At 38.8% G+C, this 22394-nt stretch carries 22 protein-coding genes and 1 riboswitch; of the genes, 5 read left to right on the top strand and 17 right to left on the bottom strand.

Annotated features, from left to right (window positions below):
• Nucleotides 1-45: 45 nt before the first annotated feature.
• On the bottom strand, nucleotides 46-459 hold the full coding sequence (rpsL, locus tag DOK79_RS06390; RefSeq protein ID WP_010734475.1) for a 30S ribosomal protein S12: 414 nt from the start codon (nucleotides 457-459) through the stop codon (nucleotides 46-48).
• Between the two features lie 307 nt (nucleotides 460-766).
• On the opposite strand from rpsL, the gene rpiA reads away from it, so the two are divergent.
• From rpiA to DOK79_RS06375, 3 genes are all read left to right on the top strand, one after another.
• Nucleotides 767-1450 (top strand): ribose-5-phosphate isomerase RpiA, encoded by a 684-nt coding sequence (rpiA, locus tag DOK79_RS06385; RefSeq protein ID WP_206854624.1) that lies wholly within the window; start codon nucleotides 767-769, stop codon nucleotides 1448-1450.
• Between the two features lie 111 nt (nucleotides 1451-1561).
• A complete protein-coding gene (locus DOK79_RS06380) occupies nucleotides 1562-2146 on the top strand; it encodes a recombinase family protein (RefSeq protein WP_206854625.1) in 585 nt (194 codons plus the stop codon).
• Nucleotides 2147-2428: 282 nt separating this feature from the next.
• Entirely contained in the window at nucleotides 2429-3115 is a 687-nt protein-coding gene (locus DOK79_RS06375) for a 2,3-diphosphoglycerate-dependent phosphoglycerate mutase (protein ID WP_010734478.1), read from the top strand.
• A gap of 178 nt (nucleotides 3116-3293) precedes the next feature.
• On the opposite strand, the gene DOK79_RS15480 is transcribed toward DOK79_RS06375, so the two are convergent.
• Nucleotides 3294-3671: a CPBP family intramembrane glutamic endopeptidase gene (locus DOK79_RS15480; RefSeq protein ID WP_422392098.1), complete on the bottom strand. Its 378-nt coding sequence runs from the start codon at nucleotides 3669-3671 to the stop codon at nucleotides 3294-3296.
• 786 nt (nucleotides 3672-4457) lie between these two features.
• Between DOK79_RS15480 and DOK79_RS06370 the strand changes: the two genes are divergently transcribed.
• The gene (locus DOK79_RS06370; RefSeq protein WP_206854627.1) at nucleotides 4458-5318 is read left to right on the top strand and encodes a carbohydrate binding domain-containing protein; all 861 of its coding nucleotides are present in this window, start codon (nucleotides 4458-4460) and stop codon (nucleotides 5316-5318) included.
• A 161-nt stretch (nucleotides 5319-5479) separates the two neighbouring features.
• Here DOK79_RS06370 and deoD read toward each other — a convergent pair whose 3' ends face one another.
• The 15 genes from deoD to DOK79_RS06295 form a co-directional block, all read right to left on the bottom strand.
• Nucleotides 5480-6187: a purine-nucleoside phosphorylase gene (deoD, locus tag DOK79_RS06365; RefSeq protein WP_206854629.1), complete on the bottom strand. Its 708-nt coding sequence runs from the start codon at nucleotides 6185-6187 to the stop codon at nucleotides 5480-5482.
• Between the two features lie 23 nt (nucleotides 6188-6210).
• A complete protein-coding gene (locus tag DOK79_RS06360; protein WP_206854631.1) occupies nucleotides 6211-7026 on the bottom strand; it encodes a purine-nucleoside phosphorylase in 816 nt (271 codons plus the stop codon).
• 85 nt (nucleotides 7027-7111) lie between these two features.
• On the bottom strand, nucleotides 7112-8278 hold the full coding sequence (gene deoB, locus DOK79_RS06355; protein WP_206854635.1) for a phosphopentomutase: 1167 nt from the start codon (nucleotides 8276-8278) through the stop codon (nucleotides 7112-7114).
• A 94-nt stretch (nucleotides 8279-8372) separates the two neighbouring features.
• On the bottom strand, nucleotides 8373-9329 hold the full coding sequence (locus DOK79_RS06350; RefSeq protein ID WP_206854638.1) for an ABC transporter permease: 957 nt from the start codon (nucleotides 9327-9329) through the stop codon (nucleotides 8373-8375).
• Nucleotides 9329-10462: an ABC transporter permease gene (locus tag DOK79_RS06345; RefSeq protein ID WP_206854640.1), complete on the bottom strand. Its 1134-nt coding sequence runs from the start codon at nucleotides 10460-10462 to the stop codon at nucleotides 9329-9331. Before DOK79_RS06345 ends, DOK79_RS06350 begins: the two co-directional genes overlap by 1 nt.
• On the bottom strand, nucleotides 10455-12017 hold the full coding sequence (locus DOK79_RS06340; protein WP_206854644.1) for an ATP-binding cassette domain-containing protein: 1563 nt from the start codon (nucleotides 12015-12017) through the stop codon (nucleotides 10455-10457). The genes DOK79_RS06345 and DOK79_RS06340 overlap by 8 nt, the downstream gene beginning before the upstream one ends.
• Before the next feature lie 248 nt (nucleotides 12018-12265).
• A complete protein-coding gene (locus DOK79_RS06335) occupies nucleotides 12266-13351 on the bottom strand; it encodes a BMP family lipoprotein (protein WP_206854646.1) in 1086 nt (361 codons plus the stop codon).
• A 62-nt stretch (nucleotides 13352-13413) separates the two neighbouring features.
• The gene (locus DOK79_RS06330) at nucleotides 13414-13812 is read right to left on the bottom strand and encodes a cytidine deaminase (RefSeq protein WP_206854649.1); all 399 of its coding nucleotides are present in this window, start codon (nucleotides 13810-13812) and stop codon (nucleotides 13414-13416) included.
• Nucleotides 13813-13829: 17 nt separating this feature from the next.
• Nucleotides 13830-14492 carry a deoxyribose-phosphate aldolase gene (gene deoC, locus DOK79_RS06325; RefSeq protein ID WP_206854651.1) on the bottom strand — a complete coding sequence of 221 codons (663 nt, stop codon included), beginning with the start codon at nucleotides 14490-14492 and terminating at the stop codon, nucleotides 13830-13832.
• Between the two features lie 13 nt (nucleotides 14493-14505).
• A complete protein-coding gene (locus DOK79_RS06320) occupies nucleotides 14506-15807 on the bottom strand; it encodes a pyrimidine-nucleoside phosphorylase (RefSeq protein WP_206854654.1) in 1302 nt (433 codons plus the stop codon).
• Between the two features lie 140 nt (nucleotides 15808-15947).
• A complete protein-coding gene (locus DOK79_RS06315; protein WP_206854657.1) occupies nucleotides 15948-16964 on the bottom strand; it encodes a substrate-binding domain-containing protein in 1017 nt (338 codons plus the stop codon).
• A 332-nt stretch (nucleotides 16965-17296) separates the two neighbouring features.
• Nucleotides 17297-17878, bottom strand: coding sequence for a hypothetical protein (locus DOK79_RS06310; RefSeq protein ID WP_206854660.1), 582 nt, complete (start codon nucleotides 17876-17878; stop codon nucleotides 17297-17299).
• A gap of 14 nt (nucleotides 17879-17892) precedes the next feature.
• On the bottom strand, nucleotides 17893-18459 hold the full coding sequence (locus tag DOK79_RS06305) for a hypothetical protein (RefSeq protein ID WP_206854663.1): 567 nt from the start codon (nucleotides 18457-18459) through the stop codon (nucleotides 17893-17895).
• Nucleotides 18443-19027 carry a hypothetical protein gene (locus tag DOK79_RS06300; RefSeq protein ID WP_206854664.1) on the bottom strand — a complete coding sequence of 195 codons (585 nt, stop codon included), beginning with the start codon at nucleotides 19025-19027 and terminating at the stop codon, nucleotides 18443-18445. Before DOK79_RS06300 ends, DOK79_RS06305 begins: the two co-directional genes overlap by 17 nt.
• A 458-nt stretch (nucleotides 19028-19485) precedes the next feature.
• Nucleotides 19486-20091 (bottom strand): class I SAM-dependent methyltransferase, encoded by a 606-nt coding sequence (locus DOK79_RS06295; RefSeq protein ID WP_206854666.1) that lies wholly within the window; start codon nucleotides 20089-20091, stop codon nucleotides 19486-19488.
• 447 nt (nucleotides 20092-20538) lie between these two features.
• A riboswitch (M-box (ykoK) riboswitch) is annotated at nucleotides 20539-20706 on the top strand.
• 450 nt (nucleotides 20707-21156) lie between these two features.
• Here DOK79_RS06295 and DOK79_RS06290 point away from each other — a divergent pair.
• Nucleotides 21157-22077 (top strand): LysR family transcriptional regulator, encoded by a 921-nt coding sequence (locus DOK79_RS06290; protein WP_206854668.1) that lies wholly within the window; start codon nucleotides 21157-21159, stop codon nucleotides 22075-22077.
• Nucleotides 22078-22394 lie beyond the last annotated feature (317 nt).

Below are 22394 nucleotides of genomic sequence, written 5' to 3'. Positions count from 1 at the left end.
TATTATATAGTAAGTTCGAATTTCATTTGTAGTAAATAATTAAAATTAAGCTTTAGGTCTTTTCGTACCGTATTTAGAACGGCTTTGTTTACGATCGTTTACACCAGCAGTATCAAGTGCACCACGAACGATATGGTAACGTACCCCTGGTAAGTCTTTTACACGTCCACCGCGTAATAGTACCACGCTGTGTTCTTGTAAATTGTGACCAATCCCTGGGATATAAGCAGTAACTTCAATTAAGTTTGACAAACGAACACGAGCATATTTACGTAAAGCTGAGTTCGGTTTTTTAGGTGTCATTGTACCCACACGTGTAGCTACCCCACGTTTTTGAGGAGAGTTCACGTTTGTTTGAGTTTTCTTAAAGCTGTTATATCCTTTGTTCAAAGCAGGTGAATTAGATTTTTCCACCTTTGATTTACGAGGTTTACGTACTAATTGGTTAATTGTAGGCATTCCTAGTTCCTCCTTCCCACGATTCACATCTAGTTCCACACATCCAGGTGGTTCTTTTTTTGCGATAAAAAATAAATGCAAGTTATGCATCTTTATCAAATATGCTTTGATAAACAGTCAGCACGTCCCTAAACAGAGACCTGTAGATAAAGCACCTTGGTTAGAATATCATGGATAAAAAAGATTGTCAACCAAACATATACATTTTTTTCTGTCCCATAAAATTTCTGGTATGCTCCCTATCTTTTTCGCTGAAATCAAGCTAAAATAGCAAGTAAAGAGCTACAAAATTGCTGGAGGGATAGGAATGAACTTAAAACAATTAGTAGGTATCAAAGCAGCAGAATTTGTTGAAGACGGGATGATCGTTGGACTAGGAACTGGATCAACTGCTTATTATATGGTAGAAGAAATCGGACGTCGCATGCGTGAAGAAGGATTGAAAATCACTGGGGTCACTACTTCTAGCGGCACAAAAGCACAAGCAGAAGGCTTAGGTATCCCTTTGAAAAGTATCGATGAAGTTTCGATGGTCGATTTGACGATCGATGGTGCCGATGAGATCAGCGCGGATTTCCAAGGAATCAAAGGTGGCGGTGCTGCCCTATTGTTTGAAAAGATCGTTGCAACGTATTCCAAACAAACGATCTGGATCGTTGATGGGTCAAAAATGGTCGATCAATTAGGACGCTTCCCACTCCCTGTCGAAGTCATCCCTTATGGTTCTCAACAATTGATGCGTCTTTTTGAAGAAAAAAACTATCAACCTGTCTTACGCCAAACGGAAGCTGGAGAGACCGTATTAACAGATAGCGGTCATTATATTATTGACCTTCATTTAGAACGAATCGAAGACCCTGAAAAATTAGCGGCTTACTTGGATCAATTAGTCGGTGTGGTCGAACACGGCTTGTTTTTAAATATGGTTTCAAAGGTAGTCGTTGCCTCTGAAAATGGCGTGGATGTACTTGATACTCCCTTTCAAAAATAATGGTAAAGAGATTCGTTGAAAATACCTAAAAAAACTATCTTTTTCAGTTACTTTATGCTACATTTTTACTTGTCTCAAACACTTAGAAAACTTTGCTAGAAAGGAATCACCATGAAGATTATCGGTTATGCACGTACAACTATCAATGATGTCGATTTGACGGCTCAAATGCAAAAACTCTCTGATTTTGGTTGTCACGAAATTTTTCACGAAACTTATGGTCAAAAAGATACTTTATCTGACACAATTTGCTTAGAGAAAGTCATCGATAAAATGGAGCAAGGCGATACATTGGTTATTTGCCAACTTCACCATTTAGGAAAATCGACAAGACAATTAACAGAATTCACGAAATTATTCAAAGACCGTGGGTTACATCTAGTCAGCATCACAGAAAAAATCGATACTCGCGAACCTATGGGGACGGTCTACTTCCAGTTGATGGAAGGATTAGCTGAGATGGAGTGTGCATTGATCAAAGAACGCACACTGATTGGATTAGAAGAAGCACGTAAAAAAGGAAAAATCGGCGGTCGACCAAAAATCGATGCCAAAACAATCAAAAAAATTCGTCGACTTTACTATGAAAAGAAAGAAACGATCCAATTTATTTCTTCCAAATGCGGCGTTTCAGTCGGCACTTGCTACAAATACATCAATCTACCTGAAAAAGAGATTCAGCAATTATTCAACTAGTGAGCGAGTGGAATTTCGAGGATTTCATCATCTGATAGCTAGAAGCTACACCCACTCACCAAACAGAAATTATTTTACTTATTTATAAAAAAGGTTGTTAGACAAGTTTTATGAGCAAAGCTCTGTAATAACGCTTGTTTCACAGCCTTTTTTTTAGTTATCCTGTGACCTTTTGGACAAACTGCTTTCATTTTACAATGGAAATCTTATGAAAAACATTGTACAATAAGGCAGAACTGAAATTTTCAGAAATATCACTTATTTTTAAAAGGAGAGTTAAACATGCCAAAATTAGTTTTTTCTCGTCACGGTCTTAGCGAATGGAATGCATTGAACCAATTTACTGGTTGGGCTGATGTAAACCTAGCACCAGAAGGAATCGAAGAAGCAAAAGAAGGCGGACGTAAAATCAAAGAAGCTGGAATTGAATTTGATGTTGCTTATACTTCTGTATTAACTCGTGCTATCAAAACTTGTAACTTGATTTTAGAATACTCAGATCAACTTTGGGTACCACAAATCAAATCATGGCGCTTAAACGAACGTCATTATGGTAAATTACAAGGTCTAAATAAAAAAGAAACAGCAGAAAAATACGGTGACGAACAAGTTCACATCTGGCGTCGTTCATATGACACTCTTCCTCCATTAATGGAAGCAACTGATGAAGGTTCAGCAGCAAACGATCGTCGTTATGCAATGTTAGACAAACGCGACGTACCTGGTGGCGAAAACTTGAAAGTTACTTTAGAACGCGCATTGCCATTCTGGCAAGACGAAATTGCACCAGCTTTGTTAGACAACAAAACTGTCTTAGTTGCTGCACACGGTAACTCTTTACGCGCATTAGCAAAACACATCGAAGGAATCTCTGATGAAGACATCATGGATCTTGAAATCCCAACAGGTCAACCACTTGTTTATGAATTAAACGACGACTTGACTGTTATCAAAAAATACTACTTATAATAGATACTCTATTATAAGTAAGACAGCCTCATCATCTTTTATTATTATAAGAGATGATGGGGCTGTTTTTTTAGATATTGGGTGGATGCAGACTTCGCTGCTTAATACTAATGGTACTAAATTACATACTACCTATATGAATGTACTAGTAAAAATCGTTCGAAAGAAACAAAATTAACTAGAATTGGTTTAGTTGTTTACACATTAATTGGACCAGCGACAGCAAGAGAACAAATAGATTATACGAGCTATGTAACATAATAGCAGGGAATATATTGTTGGTTTTCACGTATAGATATGTTGTAGCTAAAGTCAAAAATAGAACTTGGACCATTGCGAATAGATTTCCACCATATGTAAAGCTATGCCCATAGAAAAAGAATCCTGTTGAAACCAAACCCAAAACTATTTTTAACCAACTAGAATCAGTTATACTCAAAAATAGGTAACGGTAAACTAATTCTTCTCTTATTGGGGCAATCACGATGACAGAAAATAGAACAACACTATCGAAATTTTGTGAGACTACTTCAAAACTGCCAAATACAAGTATCATATATATGAAATTCGTCACTAACAAAAGTAGCAAAGTGAATCCTACTTGTTTCATCATTGACAGATTCAGACCTTTTAAGGCTCGATTTAATTCGGGCATGCAAAGTACGTAAATAAATAGGATCATTAGCAAATTTAGACCCAATTGATTATTTTCTAATAGCATGAGAATGGCCTTACTTCTTATGATTCCAAAGTTTATTATAGAAAAAATGATTACCCATATAGTCAGAATGATACTTTTTTTTAGAGTTAGCTGAATTTTATCTGCCTTCATCTGAAACACCAATCAATCGGACGATTGGCCATCTTGCATTCTTCTTCATATCGCCCCTCCACATGATCATCTTACTATGTAAAAATACTGTTTATTGCTTTCACCACCAACTTTCTCAATCATCTCAAAATGCTAATCCTTACTTAATGATTATACCTTTTCTTTTTTTTAGTATAGCAAGATACCAGAAAAGTAAACTCATACGATAATTTTTATCCATACAATATTTACATGTTTTTCTAAATGATCGATTCGCAAAAATCACAAACGGATGTATTCCCCCACTACCCTTTCGTTATTCAAAAATAAAACAAACTGAGACCAACTCAACCATAATCCTTCTTATTTTACCACTTTTTTCTAAAAACGATGGTTATCTGGAAAAAAGCGGTTACATAAATGTTATTTTCCAGGTTATTATTAATTTGTGAGATACAAACAGATCAAATGATTGCATCTTACAAACGAAATAAAAAATAAAAAAATTCATATAGATAGAGGAGAGACAAGATGATCAAAAACAATTTAAAAACAATGATGGTAGCAGGTATGGTATTTTTGAGTTTAGGAGGATCTGTTTCAACATTCGCAACAAGTCTATCCACAACTGACTTAGTTAGCACAAGTAAACAGGCAATTGAACAAGAGCTATATATCCATAATGGGAACTTTGATGCAGGGTTTGATCGTTGGATCGTTAGTGACCCAGCCACAAATAATCCAACACTTCAAACAGTTAATGGAAATAACTTTGCATTAGCAAAAAATGGCGAAAACGTTCACCAGTATGTCACACTAAAACCAAATACGACTTATACATTTAGTTATGATGTTGCCGCAAGCGAATCTTCTCCAGGTCGTGTTGAATTAGGAATCATGACTCATGGTGTAGGGTTTGATGTATTAGAACGTAGTGAACATAATAATGAGGACTGGGAACGTGGCAAACTTACATTTACGACGCCAGACGCTGAAAATACATACCTTGTGCGCTTTGCTTCTACATGGAATGGGTGGGCGACATATGACAATATCGAAGTTACGACTGAGTCAGACGTGACGGAAACAAGATTGCTGTCTGTAGGAAGAGAAGGAAGCCGAGCGCTTGCTTATTTAACATTGACACCTGAACGTTTTAACAGTCGAGAAAGATTAATGGTTACTGTTAATGGAAGATATCTTTTTGAAACATATAATGGAACCAACTACTATTCTTCTAGAAGAACAGTTGATGGAAACATCCAAGTACGACAAACTATTGCTGGTACTTCAGGTCAAGTCATCCGAGTTTATAGAGTACCTGGGCATCCAGGACAAAGCACAACAGGACGAGTATTATTAGAATCACTGACTTTAGATACTGATATTTAATTTTCAAATAATTAGCAACTACTGTTGATAGCAAACCTAACTTTTTTGGACTAGAAAGAAACTTTCTTCTTTCTAGTCTTTTTAAATTGTTAAAAAAATGACTGCCAATTTCTCTTAAAAGAAAGTTAGGCAGTCATTTTTTCTTGCTATTTAACTCTTATTTACCCTTGAATCGCTGTTTCCAATCCAACTTCGATCATATCATTGAATGTTGTTTGGCGTTCGCTGGCTGTTGTTTCTTCGCCTGTGATCAGATGGTCACTGACTGTCATGATTGCTAGTGTCTGTACTTTGTATTTTGCACCTAGATAGTACAGCGCAGCAGCTTCCATTTCAACGCCCATCACGCCAAGTTCTGCTAACTTGAATGTTTCTGTCAAATCGTCTTTGTAGAAAGAATCTTCTGATAGCACGTTACCAACGTGGGTAGTAAAGCCTTTTTCTTTTGCCACTTCGTATGCTTTTAACAACAAGTCAAAATCACAGATTGGTGGGAAGTGGAATGCATTGAAATTCTTTTCGATCATAGAAGAACTTGTCGCAGCTCCTTGTGCTAATACTAGGTCACGAACGTGTACGTCTTTTGACAAGGCACCGCATGTTCCTACACGAATCAATTTTTTTACATCATAGGAATTTACCAACTCATGGGCATAGATCATCGCTGATGGCATCCCCATCCCTGTTCCTTGAACAGAGACTCTTTCTCCTTTATACGTTCCAGTATACCCAAGCATACCGCGTACTTGGTTGTAACAAACCGGATTCTCTAAAAAAGTTTCTGCAATATATTTTGCTCTTAGTGGATCTCCAGGAAGTAAAATCTTATCTGCAATCTCTCCTGGCTTTGCTTCAATATGAACACTCATTTTCAAACCTCGCAATCAATTTTTTATAGTAAAGAAAGTGTTTCTTTGATCAATGATTTAAATGTTTGTTTGACTCTCTCAGTTGTTTCAACGACTTCTTCGTGATTCAAGTTCGCTTGCATACCCGCAGCCAAGTTGGTGATACAAGAGATACCTAAGACTTTCAAACCGCTATGTGCTGCAACAATGACTTCTGGTACAGTCGACATACCGACTGCGTCTGCCCCCATCACTCGAGACATCCGAATCTCAGCTGGTGTTTCGTACGTTGGACCAGAATAACCCATATACACACCTTCTTTTAATTCTACATCTAATGAGGCCGCTGCTGCTTTTGCAATTTCACGATAGGCTTTTGTATAGGCTTCACTCATATCAGGGAAACGAGGCCCCATTTCTTCTTCATTTGGTCCAATCAATGGATTTTGGCCTGTAAAGTTGATATGATCGGTGATCAACATCAAATCTCCTGGTGCAAATGATTCATTCACTCCACCACACGCATTCGTCACGACAACTGAATGAGCGTCTAATGCAGCCATTACACGTACTGGATAAGTGACGGTTTGCATGGAATGACCTTCATAAAAATGGAAGCGTCCTTGCATCGCCAATACTTTTTTCCCTGAAAGGGTCCCGTAGACAAGCTGTCCTGCATGCCCAACAACTGTCGAAGTTGGGAAGAAAGGAATCTTGTCATAAGGAATCACGATTGCTTCTTCGATTTCTTCTGCTAATTCTCCTAAGCCTGAACCGAGGATCATCCCGAAATCGATGGTGCCTACCCCTTTACTTTTGATAAACGCTGTCGTTTCTTGTAACATCTCATTTAATTTCATTGTTTTTCTCCTATATATAAAATTTTGATTGTTCGATCTTACATAATAAAGCCAATGATGATTCACAAGTGGATGCTGCTGTTGCTTATTTCAATAATTTCAAGAAGCTTTCGCCATTTTCAGTAGCTGCTACGTCAAAGTTTTCGGCAATCGTTGCAGAGATATCCGCATAATAGCCTTGTGGTAAACTGCCTTGCTCGTTCATCTGTTTACTATAAGCAAGTAGCGGCACGTATTCCCGAGTATGATCAGTACCAGTAAAGGTCGGATCATTCCCATGGTCAGCGGTGATCAACAATAAGTCATCGTCTGCCATTGCATCGAATAATTCTGGAAGACGCAAGTCAAAATCTTCGATCGCACGCGCGTAACCAACCACATCTCGGCGGTGACCGTATAACGCATCAAAGTCAACTAAGTTAGTGAAACTCAAACCAGTGAAGTCTTGTTTCATCACGTTCAATAATTGATCGACGCCATCCATATTACTCTTCGTACGAACAGAGTCAGTGATGCCTTGACCATTGAAAATATCATTGATCTTACCTACCGCGATGACATCTTTGCCTGCTTCTTTCAATGAGTCTAAAACTGTATGACCAAATGGATCTAATGCGTAATCGTGACGGTTGCTTGTTCGTGTAAAGTTGCCGGGTTCTCCCACATACGGGCGTGCAATGATTCGACCGATCATATAAGGATCATCTTTTGTAATCTCACGAACATATTCACAAATTCGATACAGTTCTTCTAAAGGAATAATTTCTTCATGTGCAGCAATTTGTAATACTGGATCAGCTGACGTATAAACGATCAAGTCACCTGTTTTCATTTGATGCTCACCAAAGTCGTCAATGACGGCTGTTCCGCTATACGGTTCATTACAAACGATTTTACGTCCAGAGAAGTCTTCGATTTTCTTCAGTAATTCGTCGGGGAAGCCGTTTGGAAAAACACGAAATGGCGTTTTGATATTCAAACCCATGATTTCCCAGTGACCAGTCATTGTGTCTTTACCGACAGAAACTTCTTCTAATTTCGTTGCATAGCCTTGGTGGTCTTCTATCGCTTGAACACCTTCTAATGGACGGATCGTCCCTAATCCAAGTTGCTCCAAATTCGGTATCGTCAACCCAGCTTCTTTGGCAATATGACCTAACGTATCCGAGCCTTTATCTCCGAATTTTTCAGCATCAGGTGCTTCTCCGATTCCGACTGAATCCATGACGATCAAATGTACGCGTTTAAACATGAGTATTCCTTCTTTCTATTTATTTTCTTTATAAAGTAAAAAGGGCGAGACGAAAAAAACTTCCCGTAACCCGCCCTTTTTAATCACTAAACGATTATTTGGATTTTATATAATTCTTACCGTTTGCTTTTGGTCCAGATGCTTTACCTAAGAACGCCACTAAAACGATGATCGTCAATAGATAAGGCGCAATTTGTAGTAACACTGGTGGAATCGATGAGATTACTGGTAATTGCGCACCGATAATACTTAAACTTTGCGCAAATCCAAAGAATAATGAAGCGCCCATCGCACCTAAAGGATTCCATTTACCAAAAATCATGGCAGCCATCGAGATGAACCCTTGACCGACAATCGTTCCTGCTGAAAAGTTCCCAGAGATTGATTGAGCAAAAACAGCACCACCCATTCCTCCAAGAAGACCAGAAATCATTACACCTGAATAGCGCATCGCGTAAACATTGATTCCTAATGTATCCGCAGCTTGCGGATTTTCCCCAACAGAACGTAAACGTAAACCAAATTTTGTTTTGAAGATAATGAACCATGCAATAACAGCAATCAAAATTGCACAATATGCTGGTAGAAATGTACTTCTAAAGAAAATTTGTCCAATTACTGGAATATCTGCCAACCCAGGGAATGAAAAGTAACCTAAGTTTTGTGAGATATTGTCTGTTTGACCTTTACCATACCACGCTTTGATCAAAAATACACCTAAAGCAGGTGCCATCAAATTGATGACCGTTCCACTGATGATATGATCTGCTCGTAAGCTGACTGTAGCGACTGCATGAATCAATGAAAAGAGGACACCGACCACACCGCCGACTAAAATAGCGATCCAAGGAGTCATTGAGCCTAGGGTATCACTCATCGTCAAGTTAAAGACGACTGCACTAAACGCACCCATTACCATAATGCCTTCTAACCCAACGTTGACGATTCCGCTTCGTTCAGAAAACGTTCCGCCTAATGAAGTTAAGATCAACGGTGTCGAATAAACGAGTGTCGATGTAAGGATCAAAGAGATCAGTTCTACTGTTGACATTACAGCTCTCCTCCTTCTTGATTTTGATGATTCGGTTCCGTTTCAATCGTTGCAACGATCTCTTCTTGTTTTTTCCCTTGGAAGAATTTCGCCATAAGGAAACGAATCAAGAAGTTGATACCAACGAAGAAGATGATCAAGGCAATCGACACGTTGACGATCTCAAACGGTACACCAGCACCTGTTTGCATCCCCAATCCACCAATTTTTAGAACACTGAATAATAGCGCAGATAGTAAAATACCGATGGCAGAGCCAGAACCTAATAATGAAACGGCCATACCGTCAAAACCAATGGATAGAGAAGTCGTTTGGACAAAGAAGTTTTGATACGTTCCTAGACCTTCTACCACACCACCTAAGCCAGCTAAACCACCAGAAATGACCATTGATAAGATAATTGTTCGTTTACTGCTCATCCCTGCATATTCAGAGGCAAAAGGATTCAATCCAACGGAACGGATCTCAAATCCTAATGTTGTTTTCTTCATAACGATCCATACCACTACTAACGCGATCAACGCCAAGAACAGTCCACCATTCACGCGGGAACCGCCAAACATCTGGGTCAACCAAGGAATACGTAACGAAGCATTCTGACTGATCATATTTGAAGAGTCTAAACTAGAACGATAAGATTCCGGCATAACTTCATGAAGTGTATACGTACTTAAATAAAGCAAAATATAGTTCATCATGATCGTCACGATTACTTCACTTGTGCCGAAGAACGCTCGCAACAATCCTGGAATCGCTGCAGCCATGGCTCCAGCAAGTGCGCCTAAGATCACACACATTGGTAACAAAATAGCTTTGGGTAAATCAGGAAACGCTAATGCAGTCCAGATACTCACGATCCAACCACACAATGCTTGCCCAGAAAGCCCGATATTAAAGAATCCAGCTGAATTGGCAACAGAAAAACCTAATGCTGTAAAAATCAAAGGAGTTGCTTCTCTTAATGTTTCACCGATACTTCTTTGAGAACCTAACGAAGCATTCAACATCGAAGAATATCCTTGAATTGGATGGTAACCAAAGGCAACCATCAAAATCGCACCTAAAATCAAACCTAAAATAACTGAAAATATAGGTACTAGCAGATTACGAAACCTTTCGCTACGATCATTCATGTGCGTCACCCACCTTTTCTAACTCTCTTCGTGCTTCTTCTAAAGTATAGCCCGCCATCAATAGACCTAGCTCATTTTCAGATGTTTCTTTTGGATCAACGATCCCTACGATTTTTCCTTCATGGATTACCGCAATACGATCTGACACATTTAAAATTTCTTCTAATTCAAAACTGATCAATAAGACTGCTTTGAATTTATCCCGTTGTTCAATCAAGCGTTTATGAATAAACTCGATCGCCCCAACATCTAACCCACGTGTCGGATTCGCAACGATCAATAGATCAGGGTCACGATCGATTTCACGTGCAATGATGGCTTTTTGTTGATTCCCACCGGATAATGCTTTCGCTGGTACTAATTCGCTCGTCGTTCGTACATCGTACTCATCGATCAAGTCTCTGGCATGTTCATTCATCACGCCGTAATTCAATAAGCCATTTTTGCTATATGGTTTTTGATAGTACGTTTGCATCGCAATATTTTCAGATAAAGTCATATCAAGGACTAAGCCATATTTATGACGATCCTCCGGTACATGTCCTAGCCCAGCTTCTGTGATTTTACGTGGTTTTTTATTTGTCACGTCTTCGTCTTTCAGGCGAACCGTGCCACTTTCCACTTTACGTAAACCGGTCAACGCTTGGATCAATTCCGACTGTCCATTGCCATCGATACCAGCTATCCCCAACACTTCACCTGCTCGCACTTCTAAGCTCAAGTCTTTTACCGCTTCTAATCCACGGTTTTCTTTGACTACAAGATTTTCGACAGAAAGTACGACTTCTTGCGGACGTGCTTCTTTTTTCATTGTTTTGAATGAAACGGTTCTTCCGACCATCATATCAGCTAACTGCTGAGAAGAAACATCTTTCACATTGACAGTTCCGATACCTTGTCCACGTCGGATAACGGTACAACGATCAGCAACTGCTTTGATTTCATCTAATTTATGTGTGATCAAAATGATCGATTTTCCTTCTTTAACTAATTCTTTCATGATCACGATCAATTCATCGATTTCTTGCGGCGTCAATACAGCTGTCGGCTCGTCAAAAATCAATACATCTGCACCACGATAGAGTGTTTTCAAAATCTCAACACGTTGTTCCATACCGACAGAAATATCACGAACGTATGCATCTGGATTCACTGCTAAGCCATATTGTTCAGACAATCGTTTGATTTCTTCACGGGCTTTTTTGCGATTCAAGATACCGCCTGCACTTGGCTCACTTCCCAATACGATATTTTCTGTTACTGTGAATGCATCGACTAACATAAAGTGTTGATGCACCATTCCGATCCCTAATTGATTCGCTTTCGTTGGGCTCGTGATGTTTACTTCTTTGCCGTGCATCAAAATCTCACCAGATGTTGGCTCTAAAAGACCTGATAAAACATTCATTAACGTTGATTTACCTGCACCATTTTCACCAAGCAAGGCATGGATTTCTCCTGCTTTTACTTGAAGGTTGATGTTGTCATTTGCTTTGAAAGTACCGAATTGTTTCGTGATATTTCGCATTTCGATGACAATATTTTCTTGATCCACATTTTTCACATCCTAACAATTTATATCCAGGCGACATTGTCTAAAAAATAAAAGGGACGATCATATTCGTTCACAAAAACGCCTACGATCGAATAACCAAAATCCAAGGAGTTCAGCTACTTGAAACGAGTTGTTCCCTTATCCAAATCGGGGTAGCTAACAACTTGAATAAAAAAACAACAATAGATAATAACTAAACGATAGCCCTGTTAAACAATTGTCCAACAAGGCTATAGAAATGGAATTTATTAGCTTTCAGGAGTTTCTGGAACTTCGATATCGCCTGAAATGATTTTTTCTTTCGCTTCGTCTACTGCTTTTTTCGCTTCATCAGAAAGTTGTCCTTCAGTGATACCTACACCGTCTTCTTTCAAACCATAAACAGTGTGTTCGCCACCAGGGAAATTACCATCTGCTGATTGTTGCGCTAAATCTTTTACAACTGTTCCTACACCTTTAAGTGTTGATGTCAATGTGAAGTTCTTGTCTTCACCATCTAATGTGTAGTTACCTTCGTCAGATTGGTCACGGTCAACACCAATTACCCAAACTTTTTTGTCGCCTGATTCATTCAATGATTTTGCTTCTTGGAAGACACCGTTACCGGTACCACCTGAAGCATGGAAAATGATGTCGGCATTTTGTGCGTACATACCTTGTGCAATTGAACGTCCTTTATCTGGAGCTGAGAAGTCACCAGCGTATTGGTTCAATACTTCGATTTCTTTGTTCAACGCTTCAGCGCCGGCTTTCACACCTGCATTGAAACCAGCTTCAAAGCGGTCGATTACTTCACCTTTAACTCCACCGATAAAGCCAACAACATTTGTTTCAGTTGTGTAAGCTGCTGCGATTCCTGCAAGGTAAGAAGCTTCGTTGTCTTTAAATGTTGCTGAAACTACGTTGTCTTTTCCTTCAATGACATCATCAATGATCGCAAAATTTGTTTCAGGATTACTTGTTGCTTGTTCTTCGATCGCTGGTTTTAATTTAAACCCGATCCCAAAAATTGTTTTGAAGCCTGCGTTCAACGCTTGATCGATATTTGGGATATAATCTGATTCATTTGATGATTGGAAATATTGGAAGCCGTCATTTCCGCGAGACAAGCCTTGTTCTTTACCCCAATCTTCTAACCCTTCCCAAGCTGACTGGTTGAATGAACGGTCATCGACGCCACCAGTATCTGTAATCAATGCTGCAGTTGCTGTTCCTGATGCACTGTTTCCACCTGTTGAATCAGTAGAATCTGAACCGCCGTTACCGCATGCGCTTAAAAGTAAGCCGGCTGATAGTGCGATAGCACCTAAACCAAATAATTTTGCTTTTTTCATTTCTGTAAAGCCCCCTAAAGTAGTTGTTTTTTCAACAGTCAGCTGACTGAATTGAACATAGTTTATAAATCTTTTTCTGAAAATGCGTAAGGTAATAACTCTCTCACGGTCATTGTTTTCGTCACACCGTGGTCGCCTACCAACGTGACTGGCATCTCTGCGTCACAAAATTCTGCCATGACTTGGCGACAGGCGCCACATGGAGAAATTGGCTCAGGCGTGTGTCCTGCAACGACTAGATGAGCAAAATCCATTTCTTTTTCGGATACTGCCTTAAAAAATGCGGTACGTTCTGCGCAATTCGTTAAACCAAATGACGCATTTTCGATATTCAATCCTTGATAGGTTTTCCCAGAGGCTGTCACTAAACAAGCACCGACTGGAAATTTGGAGTAAGGAACATACGCTTTATCCAAAGCGTCGATCGCGATATCGATCCATTCTTGTTTGATTTCTGACATCTTTTTCTCCTTAGAAATTAATAGCCTTCGCCAGTTGAACCGGACATGATTGCTACACCTGCACTTGTGCCGATTCTTGTCGCACCAGCTTCGACCATCGCAACAGCTTCCGCTTCATTATGGATACCGCCAGAAGCTTTGACACCCATCTCTGGCCCAACCGTTTCACGCATCAAGCGAATATCTTCCACTCTTGCTCCACCTGTTGAGAACCCAGTAGAAGTCTTCACAAAATCAGCGCCCGCAGCTTTCGCCAATTCGCAAGCTTTGATGATCTCTGCTTGTTCCAACAATGCTGTTTCGATAATCACTTTCACTAACGCGCGATCTTTTGCTGCTTCAACTACTGCTTCGATATCCTTTTTCACGACATCGTCTTGCTCAGATTTCAATGCACCGATATTGATGACCATATCTACTTCATCCGCACCATTTTCAATCGCATTCGCTGTTTCAAATGCCTTTGTTTCAGCTGTGTTCGCTCCCAAAGGAAAACCGATTACGGTACAAACGGCAACTGGCTCACCTTTTAATTCTTCTTTTGCTAAGGCAACCCATGTTGGATTAATACATACTGAATAGAAATGATGTTTTTTTGCTTCCTCAATAATACGCATTACATCAGCCTTTGTAGCATCTGCTTTTAGAATTGTGTGGTCGATCATTCGATTTAATTCCATGTCTCTTCTCCTTCTACTCTGTGATAATGTCGTGTATCAATATTGGCTTCTCAGCCTTATTTCCAATTTCAATATTTTTATATAATAAGTCGATCACTGAAGAGATTTCTTCTTCATTACTGTAGATCGTCAATAAGGATTCCCCTTCTTCTATCTTGTCGCCGATTTTTTTATTCAATCGCAACCCTACAGCATGGTCGATCGAGTCTTCTTTCGTTTTACGTCCTGCACCAAGCATCATTGCCGCGATCCCTAATTCGTTCGCTACGATTTTTGTAACGACACCTGACGCTTTTGCCGGCAATTCATAGGTATAACGAGCAGTCAACAAACGTTCTGGTTGATCGACGATCGTCGGGTCTCCCCCTTGGTTTTTGATCATCTCTTTGAATTTCGCCAAAGCTTTTCCAGATTCAAGCGCTTCTTTAAGCAACGCACGTGCCTCTTCGATCGTTGTTGCTTTACCTGCTAGCACAACCATTTGACTACCTAAAGCATAGCACATTTCGACTAAATCTTCCGGTCCGTTCCCCTGAAGTGTCTCGATTGCTTCAACGACTTCTAAGCTATTGCCGATTGCTTCGCCCAACGGTTCAGACATATCAGAAATCACTGCCACTGTTTGGCGATCCGCCAACTTGCCGATTCTTGTCATGGTCTTCGCCAAACGTCTCGCATCATCAATATTTTTCATGAAGGCACCGTCACCTGTAGTCACATCCAACACGATCGCATCCGCACCCGCAGCAATTTTCTTACTCATGATCGAGCTAGCGATCAATGGGATCGAGTTAACCGTTGCGGTCACATCACGCAAGGCATATAATTTTTTATCTGCTGGAGCAAGATTACCTGATTGCCCAATGACAGCGACTTTGCTTTCATTCACCGTACGTATAAATTCTTCGTCAGACAGCTCGATACGAAATCCAGGAATAGCTTCCAATTTGTCTAATGTACCGCCTGTATAACCAAGCCCACGTCCTGACATTTTTGCCACTGTGGCGCCAACACTTGCTACTAAAGGTGCTAAGATCAATGTAGTAGTATCTCCCACGCCTCCGGTAGAATGTTTGTCGACTTTTATTCCTTCTAATGAACTTAAATCGATCACATCGCCAGAATGAGCGATTGCTAATGTTAGCTCAGTAATTTCTTCATCGGTCATATCTTGATAAAAGATAGCCATCAATAATGCACTGATTTGATAATCAGGGATTTTATCATTTGTGTAATTCGTGATAATGTACGAGATTTCTTCCTTAGATAACTGGTGCCCATCTCTCTTTTTTTCAATCAAATCGACCATCCGCATGACGTAATCCTCCTCGTCTTCATTCGGTATTATACAGGAAATTCGGAAAAGGTAAACCACTTTAGTAAACCGGTTTACTAGTTTCTCGCATTGTATCTTACCAGCTTTGTAAACACTTACATAAGCAATATAACGCCCAACTAGACCTTTGTCAATGTTTTTACGCTCTCACGAATAATTAATTTTGTTTCGAATACTTTGTTCGGAACTTTTCTTTGTGGAAATTCAATCGTATCAATCAAAAAGCGAGCCGCATAAAAACCGATATCAAAACTTGGTTGTTTGACCGTTGTCAGCTTAGGGATCATATACTCAGACAATTTTAATCCATCAAAGCCAATCACTGAAATATCTTCTGGAATACGCTTGCCCATCTCATGGATGGCTTGGTAACAACCGATTGCCATTGCATCGTTCCCACAAAATACCGCCGTTACATCTTTGTGACGTAACAAACGCTTACTTGCTTCATATCCACCTTGAACAGTCAGGTCGCCTTCTTCGACAAACTTCCCGTTAAACGCTAACTCATGATCTTTCAGCGCATGACGATAACCGTTAAATCGCTCCTCTAATTGATAATACCCAGTTGTTTCCTTTAGCATACCAATTTTCGTATGACCGTTTTTGATCAACAATGAGACTGCTTGATAAGCGCCTTCATATTCTTTCACGATCAAACGACCATTATCCCGACGATTCAATCCACGATCGATCAGGATGATCGGCATATTGTTATAAAAACCACTATCCAGTGCATACTCTTGGGGCAACACATTTGGCGTAGCCAGTAACAAGCCATCCACCGCTCGATGAGAAAGCTCTCTCAAGTATTTCAACTCATTTTCTTGACTATGTCTGGAGTTACAAAGAATGATGACATATCCAAGTGGATTCAAATAGCTTTCGACTCCTTCGATCACTTTTGAAAAGAAGAAATCCGTCACATCTGGCACGATCATGCCAATTGTTTTTGAGTGACGATTGATCACATTAGAAGCAAAATAATCTGGTTTATAATGATGCTCGTTCACGATCGCTAATACTTTTTTTCGTGTCTTTTCACTAAAACGACTACCTTTATTGTTTAAGATTTGTGACACAGTCGTCACTGAAACCCCCGCCATCTCAGCAATATCCCGAATTGTCAGTTTCACCTTTGTTCCCCCTTTTTATATGTAAATTCCTTAACAGTGTACCAAATGGTTTTCGAAATGGATAGAGGAAAAAAGGGCTTGTCCAAAAGTAAATCAGTAACCTATAACTATTTGCTAGGTAAACTTGATAAACGACGTGTTCTTTTTCAAGGTTACCTCTCACTTTCCGTCAGTTAACTTTATTTGCCTTCCTCCAATGACTCAACCACTTGATATAGGTGCGAATCATGCACACTGGCCCACACACCCTTTTGCAAATTGTAACCATACAATAAAACACCAATTAAACTCAATATTTCTGAGCTAATTGGTGTTTTGACATCCTGGTACACTTAATCGGTCAAAGAACAACCGATAACAATCAGTTTATTTGATGTAATGTCATAAATTGTCCAAAAGAAAGTACCCATCCATTCCCTACCCGCAGAAAAATAATTCGACCAATTATCATTCCACTTGTATATCGTTAACGCAGTTTTATCAGGGAATAATACATCATTCCAAAAAAGAAAATCTGCTTCATCCCCAATATTAGAATACAGAGAATCAAGAAATGTTTGAGCGTAACCAGAAACATAGTTGTTTTTATCTGTTTTTTCAACTGAAAAGAAAGCATCTGCCTCTATCGGTTTCCCATACATTAACTCTGGATTCACTGCATATATCAATTTGATCGGATCGTGTATGATAGGTAAATCATCAAAGTAACGTAAATCTGTATAGAGAATCCCTGGAACACCTCTTTCATCATTCTTCACTTTGATGAATTCGAGGGCAGCTTTACGATGACTGGAATATCCACGATAATCTGTTTCTTCAAAAAAAACATAATCGAGCCCAAGCCTAGATCTTGGAAATTTTTTTGAACAAAGCTTCTTTTCAAACTGACACGTCTCCTCTTTTAAATATTTCATTTGTTCCTCCTCATTCATTTTAACCTCGATGCCCCACATACCGTAAATCTTTTTCTTGTTGGATCATAAATCGTCCACAGATACGCTCCTTTTTCGGAATGTTTTCCATAAGCAAAATAATCTGACCATATGTTGTTCCATTGGTAAATGACTAATGTTTCTTTCCTAGGAAACAAGTAATCATTTAGTTCAATGAAATCTTTCTTGCCTCCTCTATAGAAAAAAGGAATTTTAAAAAAAGCGTAGGCATAATCTGAAATATATTGACCTTTCAAGTTACTATATGTAGAAAAAAAAGCATCAAATGGAATCCTTTTGGCTTCCATTACATTAGGATTTATGGAATAAGGTGCTGTTATATTGACTGGGAAATCAAGTTTATCTGTATACTCAATTCGATCATGCCCTCGTCTCTCATTGATGGATGTAACAAATGCCAGAGCTGCTTTTCTATGGCTTTCGTATCCTTGATGATTCTTTTCTTGGAAAAATACATAGTTGATCGCTACATCTTTCATCCAAATATTTTTTTCAACCATGGTCAATACAAAGCGATTCGTCTCCTTATCCAATAATTTCATATGGCTCCTCCTCTACTAGCGGAATGTAAATGACAGTTATACGTTTTTGTTGTGGATCGTATACTGTGAATAAGCGATTTCCTTTATGCCTTCTACCCATACAAAAAAATGTCGACCAATCATCATTCCATTCTCTAATAACTAAGCGCTCTTGTTCTGGAAATAATTCTTTATTTAAGCGATAAAAATCCTTCTCTTCACTAGAACGATCCCCTCTACCATAAAGAAAACCATGAGTATAATGTCCATAATCACCAAAAAAATCGCTGTAGCTAAGGTTAGATCCTCGCATCAACGCAGGATTGACTAAAATCGGGTACTGCTCTAGGTGATCAAATGATAAAAGTTCGCTGAAAATGATATTATTTGTTGAACGGCTATCTTTTTTGTAGGAATGATGATCCTTATTATTCAAAAATTGCAAAATTGCTTGTTTATGACTCTCTTCTTCTTGATAATTCGTCACACGAAAAAAAGCATGATCCAAATATAGAATTTGGTACTTTCCCATTCTATTGCTCCATTTATGGATAAGTTTTTCCATTTCTTCTTCGTTTAAAAACTCCATTCTCTTTCCTCCTCCATTACTTCTTAACTAACTTCCCGCTGTAACTCTCAAAAAATGGTTAACATATTTTTATCATTATAAAAACTCCAGCATACGCATCCTAGCCCCACAAACACCCTTGAAATTGCTCTTTAGATTTCGATTTTGAGCGCCATTCACCTGTCGTTTGCACGGTGTCCATAATCAAGCACCTATCCCAACAACGATAATTTGTTATTTTAAAAGAAGCAAAACTCAAATATAATATCTTTTTTCAAGTTAATTTTAAAACGACAAAAACTCATAAGCAAGTTATTTTATTTCCATATTTTTTATTTTTTGTTTCTTGTTTTTTACTTTCTTTGTATTCTAGTTCCTCTCACATACCCATTTACCAGCTTCCTGTAAGAATAAACAAAACAGCCAAAGAAATGACTACTCATTCCTTTGACTGTTTCTTTGTTTTTATGCGATTATTTTTAATCTTCTTTCACGCTTCGGATAATATAATATCCTTTATCTTTGATCACGATTTCTGCGTTACCAAATGTTTCCTGCATTTTCTTTTGCGCGCTAGGTGCGCCTTGTTTTTTCTGAATGACGATCGTTAAAGTACCACCTGTACGCAAACGGGCATAGGCACCAGTCAGGATTTCATGTACGACTTTTTTGCCTGCACGGATCGGCGGATTGCTGACGATTGCAGCATAGTCTGTTTCTGCCACCTCATCATAAATGTTTGACTGGTAGATCGCTACATTTTTGATTTGATTGCGCTTCGCATTTCCTTGTGCTAAGTCCACCGCTCGAGCATTGATGTCTACCATCTCCACAAAACGTTCACTCGCATATGCAAGAGAAAGCCCGATTGGACCATAGCCACAACCAACATCCAAAATTTTGCCTTCAGGTAACTGCGTCCATTCAAAGGCATCAATCAATACGCGTGAGCCATAGTCGACTGTTTCACGTGAAAACACGCCCGAGTCTGTTACGAACTGAAAGTTTTTTCCTCTTAACTCAAATGACCATTCATCAAACTCATGAGCAGTCTCTGGGTGTTCGGAATAATAATGATTCGTCATAGTTTCCATCCTTCTCATCTATTAGATGTTCATAGTCTATCGTGTTCCTTGAGAAGGTGCAAGCGAAATTGTGTTTCTTCGAGGGTGTGACAGAAGTGTCCAGCTTCGAGAAATAAGCCAGGAAACCCGAAAATTGTTCTTCAAATTTTTGGGTTTCCTGGCTTATTTCCGAAGGAGTTGCTTCTGGAACACCTTTTCTTCGGTTTTCTTTTATAAATAAAACCATTTAATCGCGATACGGAAGAAAAAACTTTTCTTAGCTGCTCACTCTTCTCCTTTTTCGGTATTTGCGTAATCTGTTTCGTGAAAGTAGAGAAAATATCAATAGAAGTCCCATAAACCCTACTATTATCGTTTTTAAGAAGACAAATATCTCCATGATATCTCTATTCATGAAACGCGCATGATTGACTATTACTTCCACTGCCCTTTATGATATGGATGAAAAAATAATCATATTAGGTGAGGTTACTCTGAAGAACATAGGTTATCGCTCGGAAATGTCGAGAGACAGTAACGAGTAAAGCAGGGATTGTCGGATTAAGGCTTTTCCAAGATAACTAGAACTTGTTTCTTACGTCTCAGAAAGCCAAAGCTCAATTAACGTGATTACAATTGCGCCTTACAATTGCAAATTACACTATCCAATGTTTATTTGAGTACGCCGCCCTTTATGTATTAAGGAGGCTTTTTTATGTTGTCAGTAAACCTCACGCCACCAAAAAATCAGTAGAAAACCGCTTTAAGTAAGCGTGTCTTATTCCACATTCTTTTGCTTTCCTAGGTGTGTTGATTCCCTTTCCTAGTTGAGATTCACTTCATCCATTGCAACCTATCAATCACTAGCCTTCGATCAAGAGTCTATAAATCATTGACTCGCATAAAAATCAACTAGCAACCGATAAAACTGTCATGTTTCATTTCCTATTAAAAGTAATAGTGATTCGTTTCACATTTATTAAGGAATGTTTAATCTCTATGCGCCCTGCTATATAACCCTTGTTTTTTAAAAAGGCGCATGAGAAATTTAGGGGGAGAATAAAATGTTAAAGGAGGCATAGGTGTATGTCGATCGAAAAATTAGAGTATTTCTATATGATTGCCCGTTTCAATAGTCTTTCACAAGCTTCAAAAGAGCTCCATGTCAGTATTTCCTCATTAAGTAGTTCGTTAAAAAGTTTAGAACAAGAAATCGGGACTGAACTATTCGAACGTCATGGCAAAAAAATCAAGTTGAGTAGCCATGGGAAATCGATTCTTCCTTCCGTAGAATTGATTTTGTCGGAAGCGAAGAAATTGAATATCTCATTAAATGAATCAGTGGACTATCCTTCTTTGCGTGTTGGCACAAGTGATGCATCGTTTATCTTTGAAGCAGACAAGTATCCAACTCATCATCAAAGCTTTACGATCGACTACCGCTATGTTCCTTCATTGGACTTATTGAATAAACTAAGCCAGAAAGAAATCGATTTTGCGATTACTTCTGCCACCTTAGATCACCCGAAATTTGTTCAAACAAGGTTGGCAACTTTAGAACTCAAAGTAGCAGTCAGTGAATATTTACTAAAACCAGATGGTGCATTGTCCACGGAGATACTTGAAGAATTACCTTTTATCTTTTTACTCGATCATGTCGAACATCAAGTGATCACAAAAAAAGTAGCACAACAGCTGACGAGCGAACCAAAATATATCGTTTGTCCAGATAGCTTAGGGGCAATGAAGATGATCACAGAAGGCAAAGGAATGTTATTAGTCAATCCCTTTGCACAAGAACTCTTAACCATTGAACCCGTTTGTTTTGTCTCTTTACCAACATTTCCGACCATTCATTTTTATCTTTATAAAAATAGTGAATCAAAAAACTTTTACTTCTATCCAGAAGTTGAAAAAGAAATCCAAGCAATCTTTACTCAAAAATGTCACAAAACTTTAGAAAGAACCTCGATAGAGAATCACCCCTCTTACTTGTCAAAACGATAAGCCTTACTGTCAAACTAAGACAAGGAACCAAAGATCAAAAATAAATGCAGGCAAGAAGCCAACACAGAAATATTTAACTTCATAAAATAAGTAAACATCCACGAAATCTACCCTTCAAAATTTTGTGGATGTTTCTTTTTTATTTACTGAAATCCCATCTATGCCCTCCCCGCCTTTCTGTTATGAAAAAAAACGAAATACTTATTCTTCCATCCTTTGATTTGAGAAAAACCAATGAGTTTCTCGCCTAAGTGGTAGGGTTTGATGCTCTTTTATGTTAAAATAGGTCCATTGATGGGAGAATCCAGGAGGCTATG

The sequence above is a fragment of the Enterococcus sp. DIV1094 genome (assembly GCF_017316305.2).
Lineage (GTDB): Bacteria > Bacillota > Bacilli > Lactobacillales > Enterococcaceae > Enterococcus_B > Enterococcus_B mangumiae.
The sequence above is the reverse complement of the archived record's forward strand: the minus strand, read 5'-3'. Positions and strand labels throughout refer to the sequence as shown.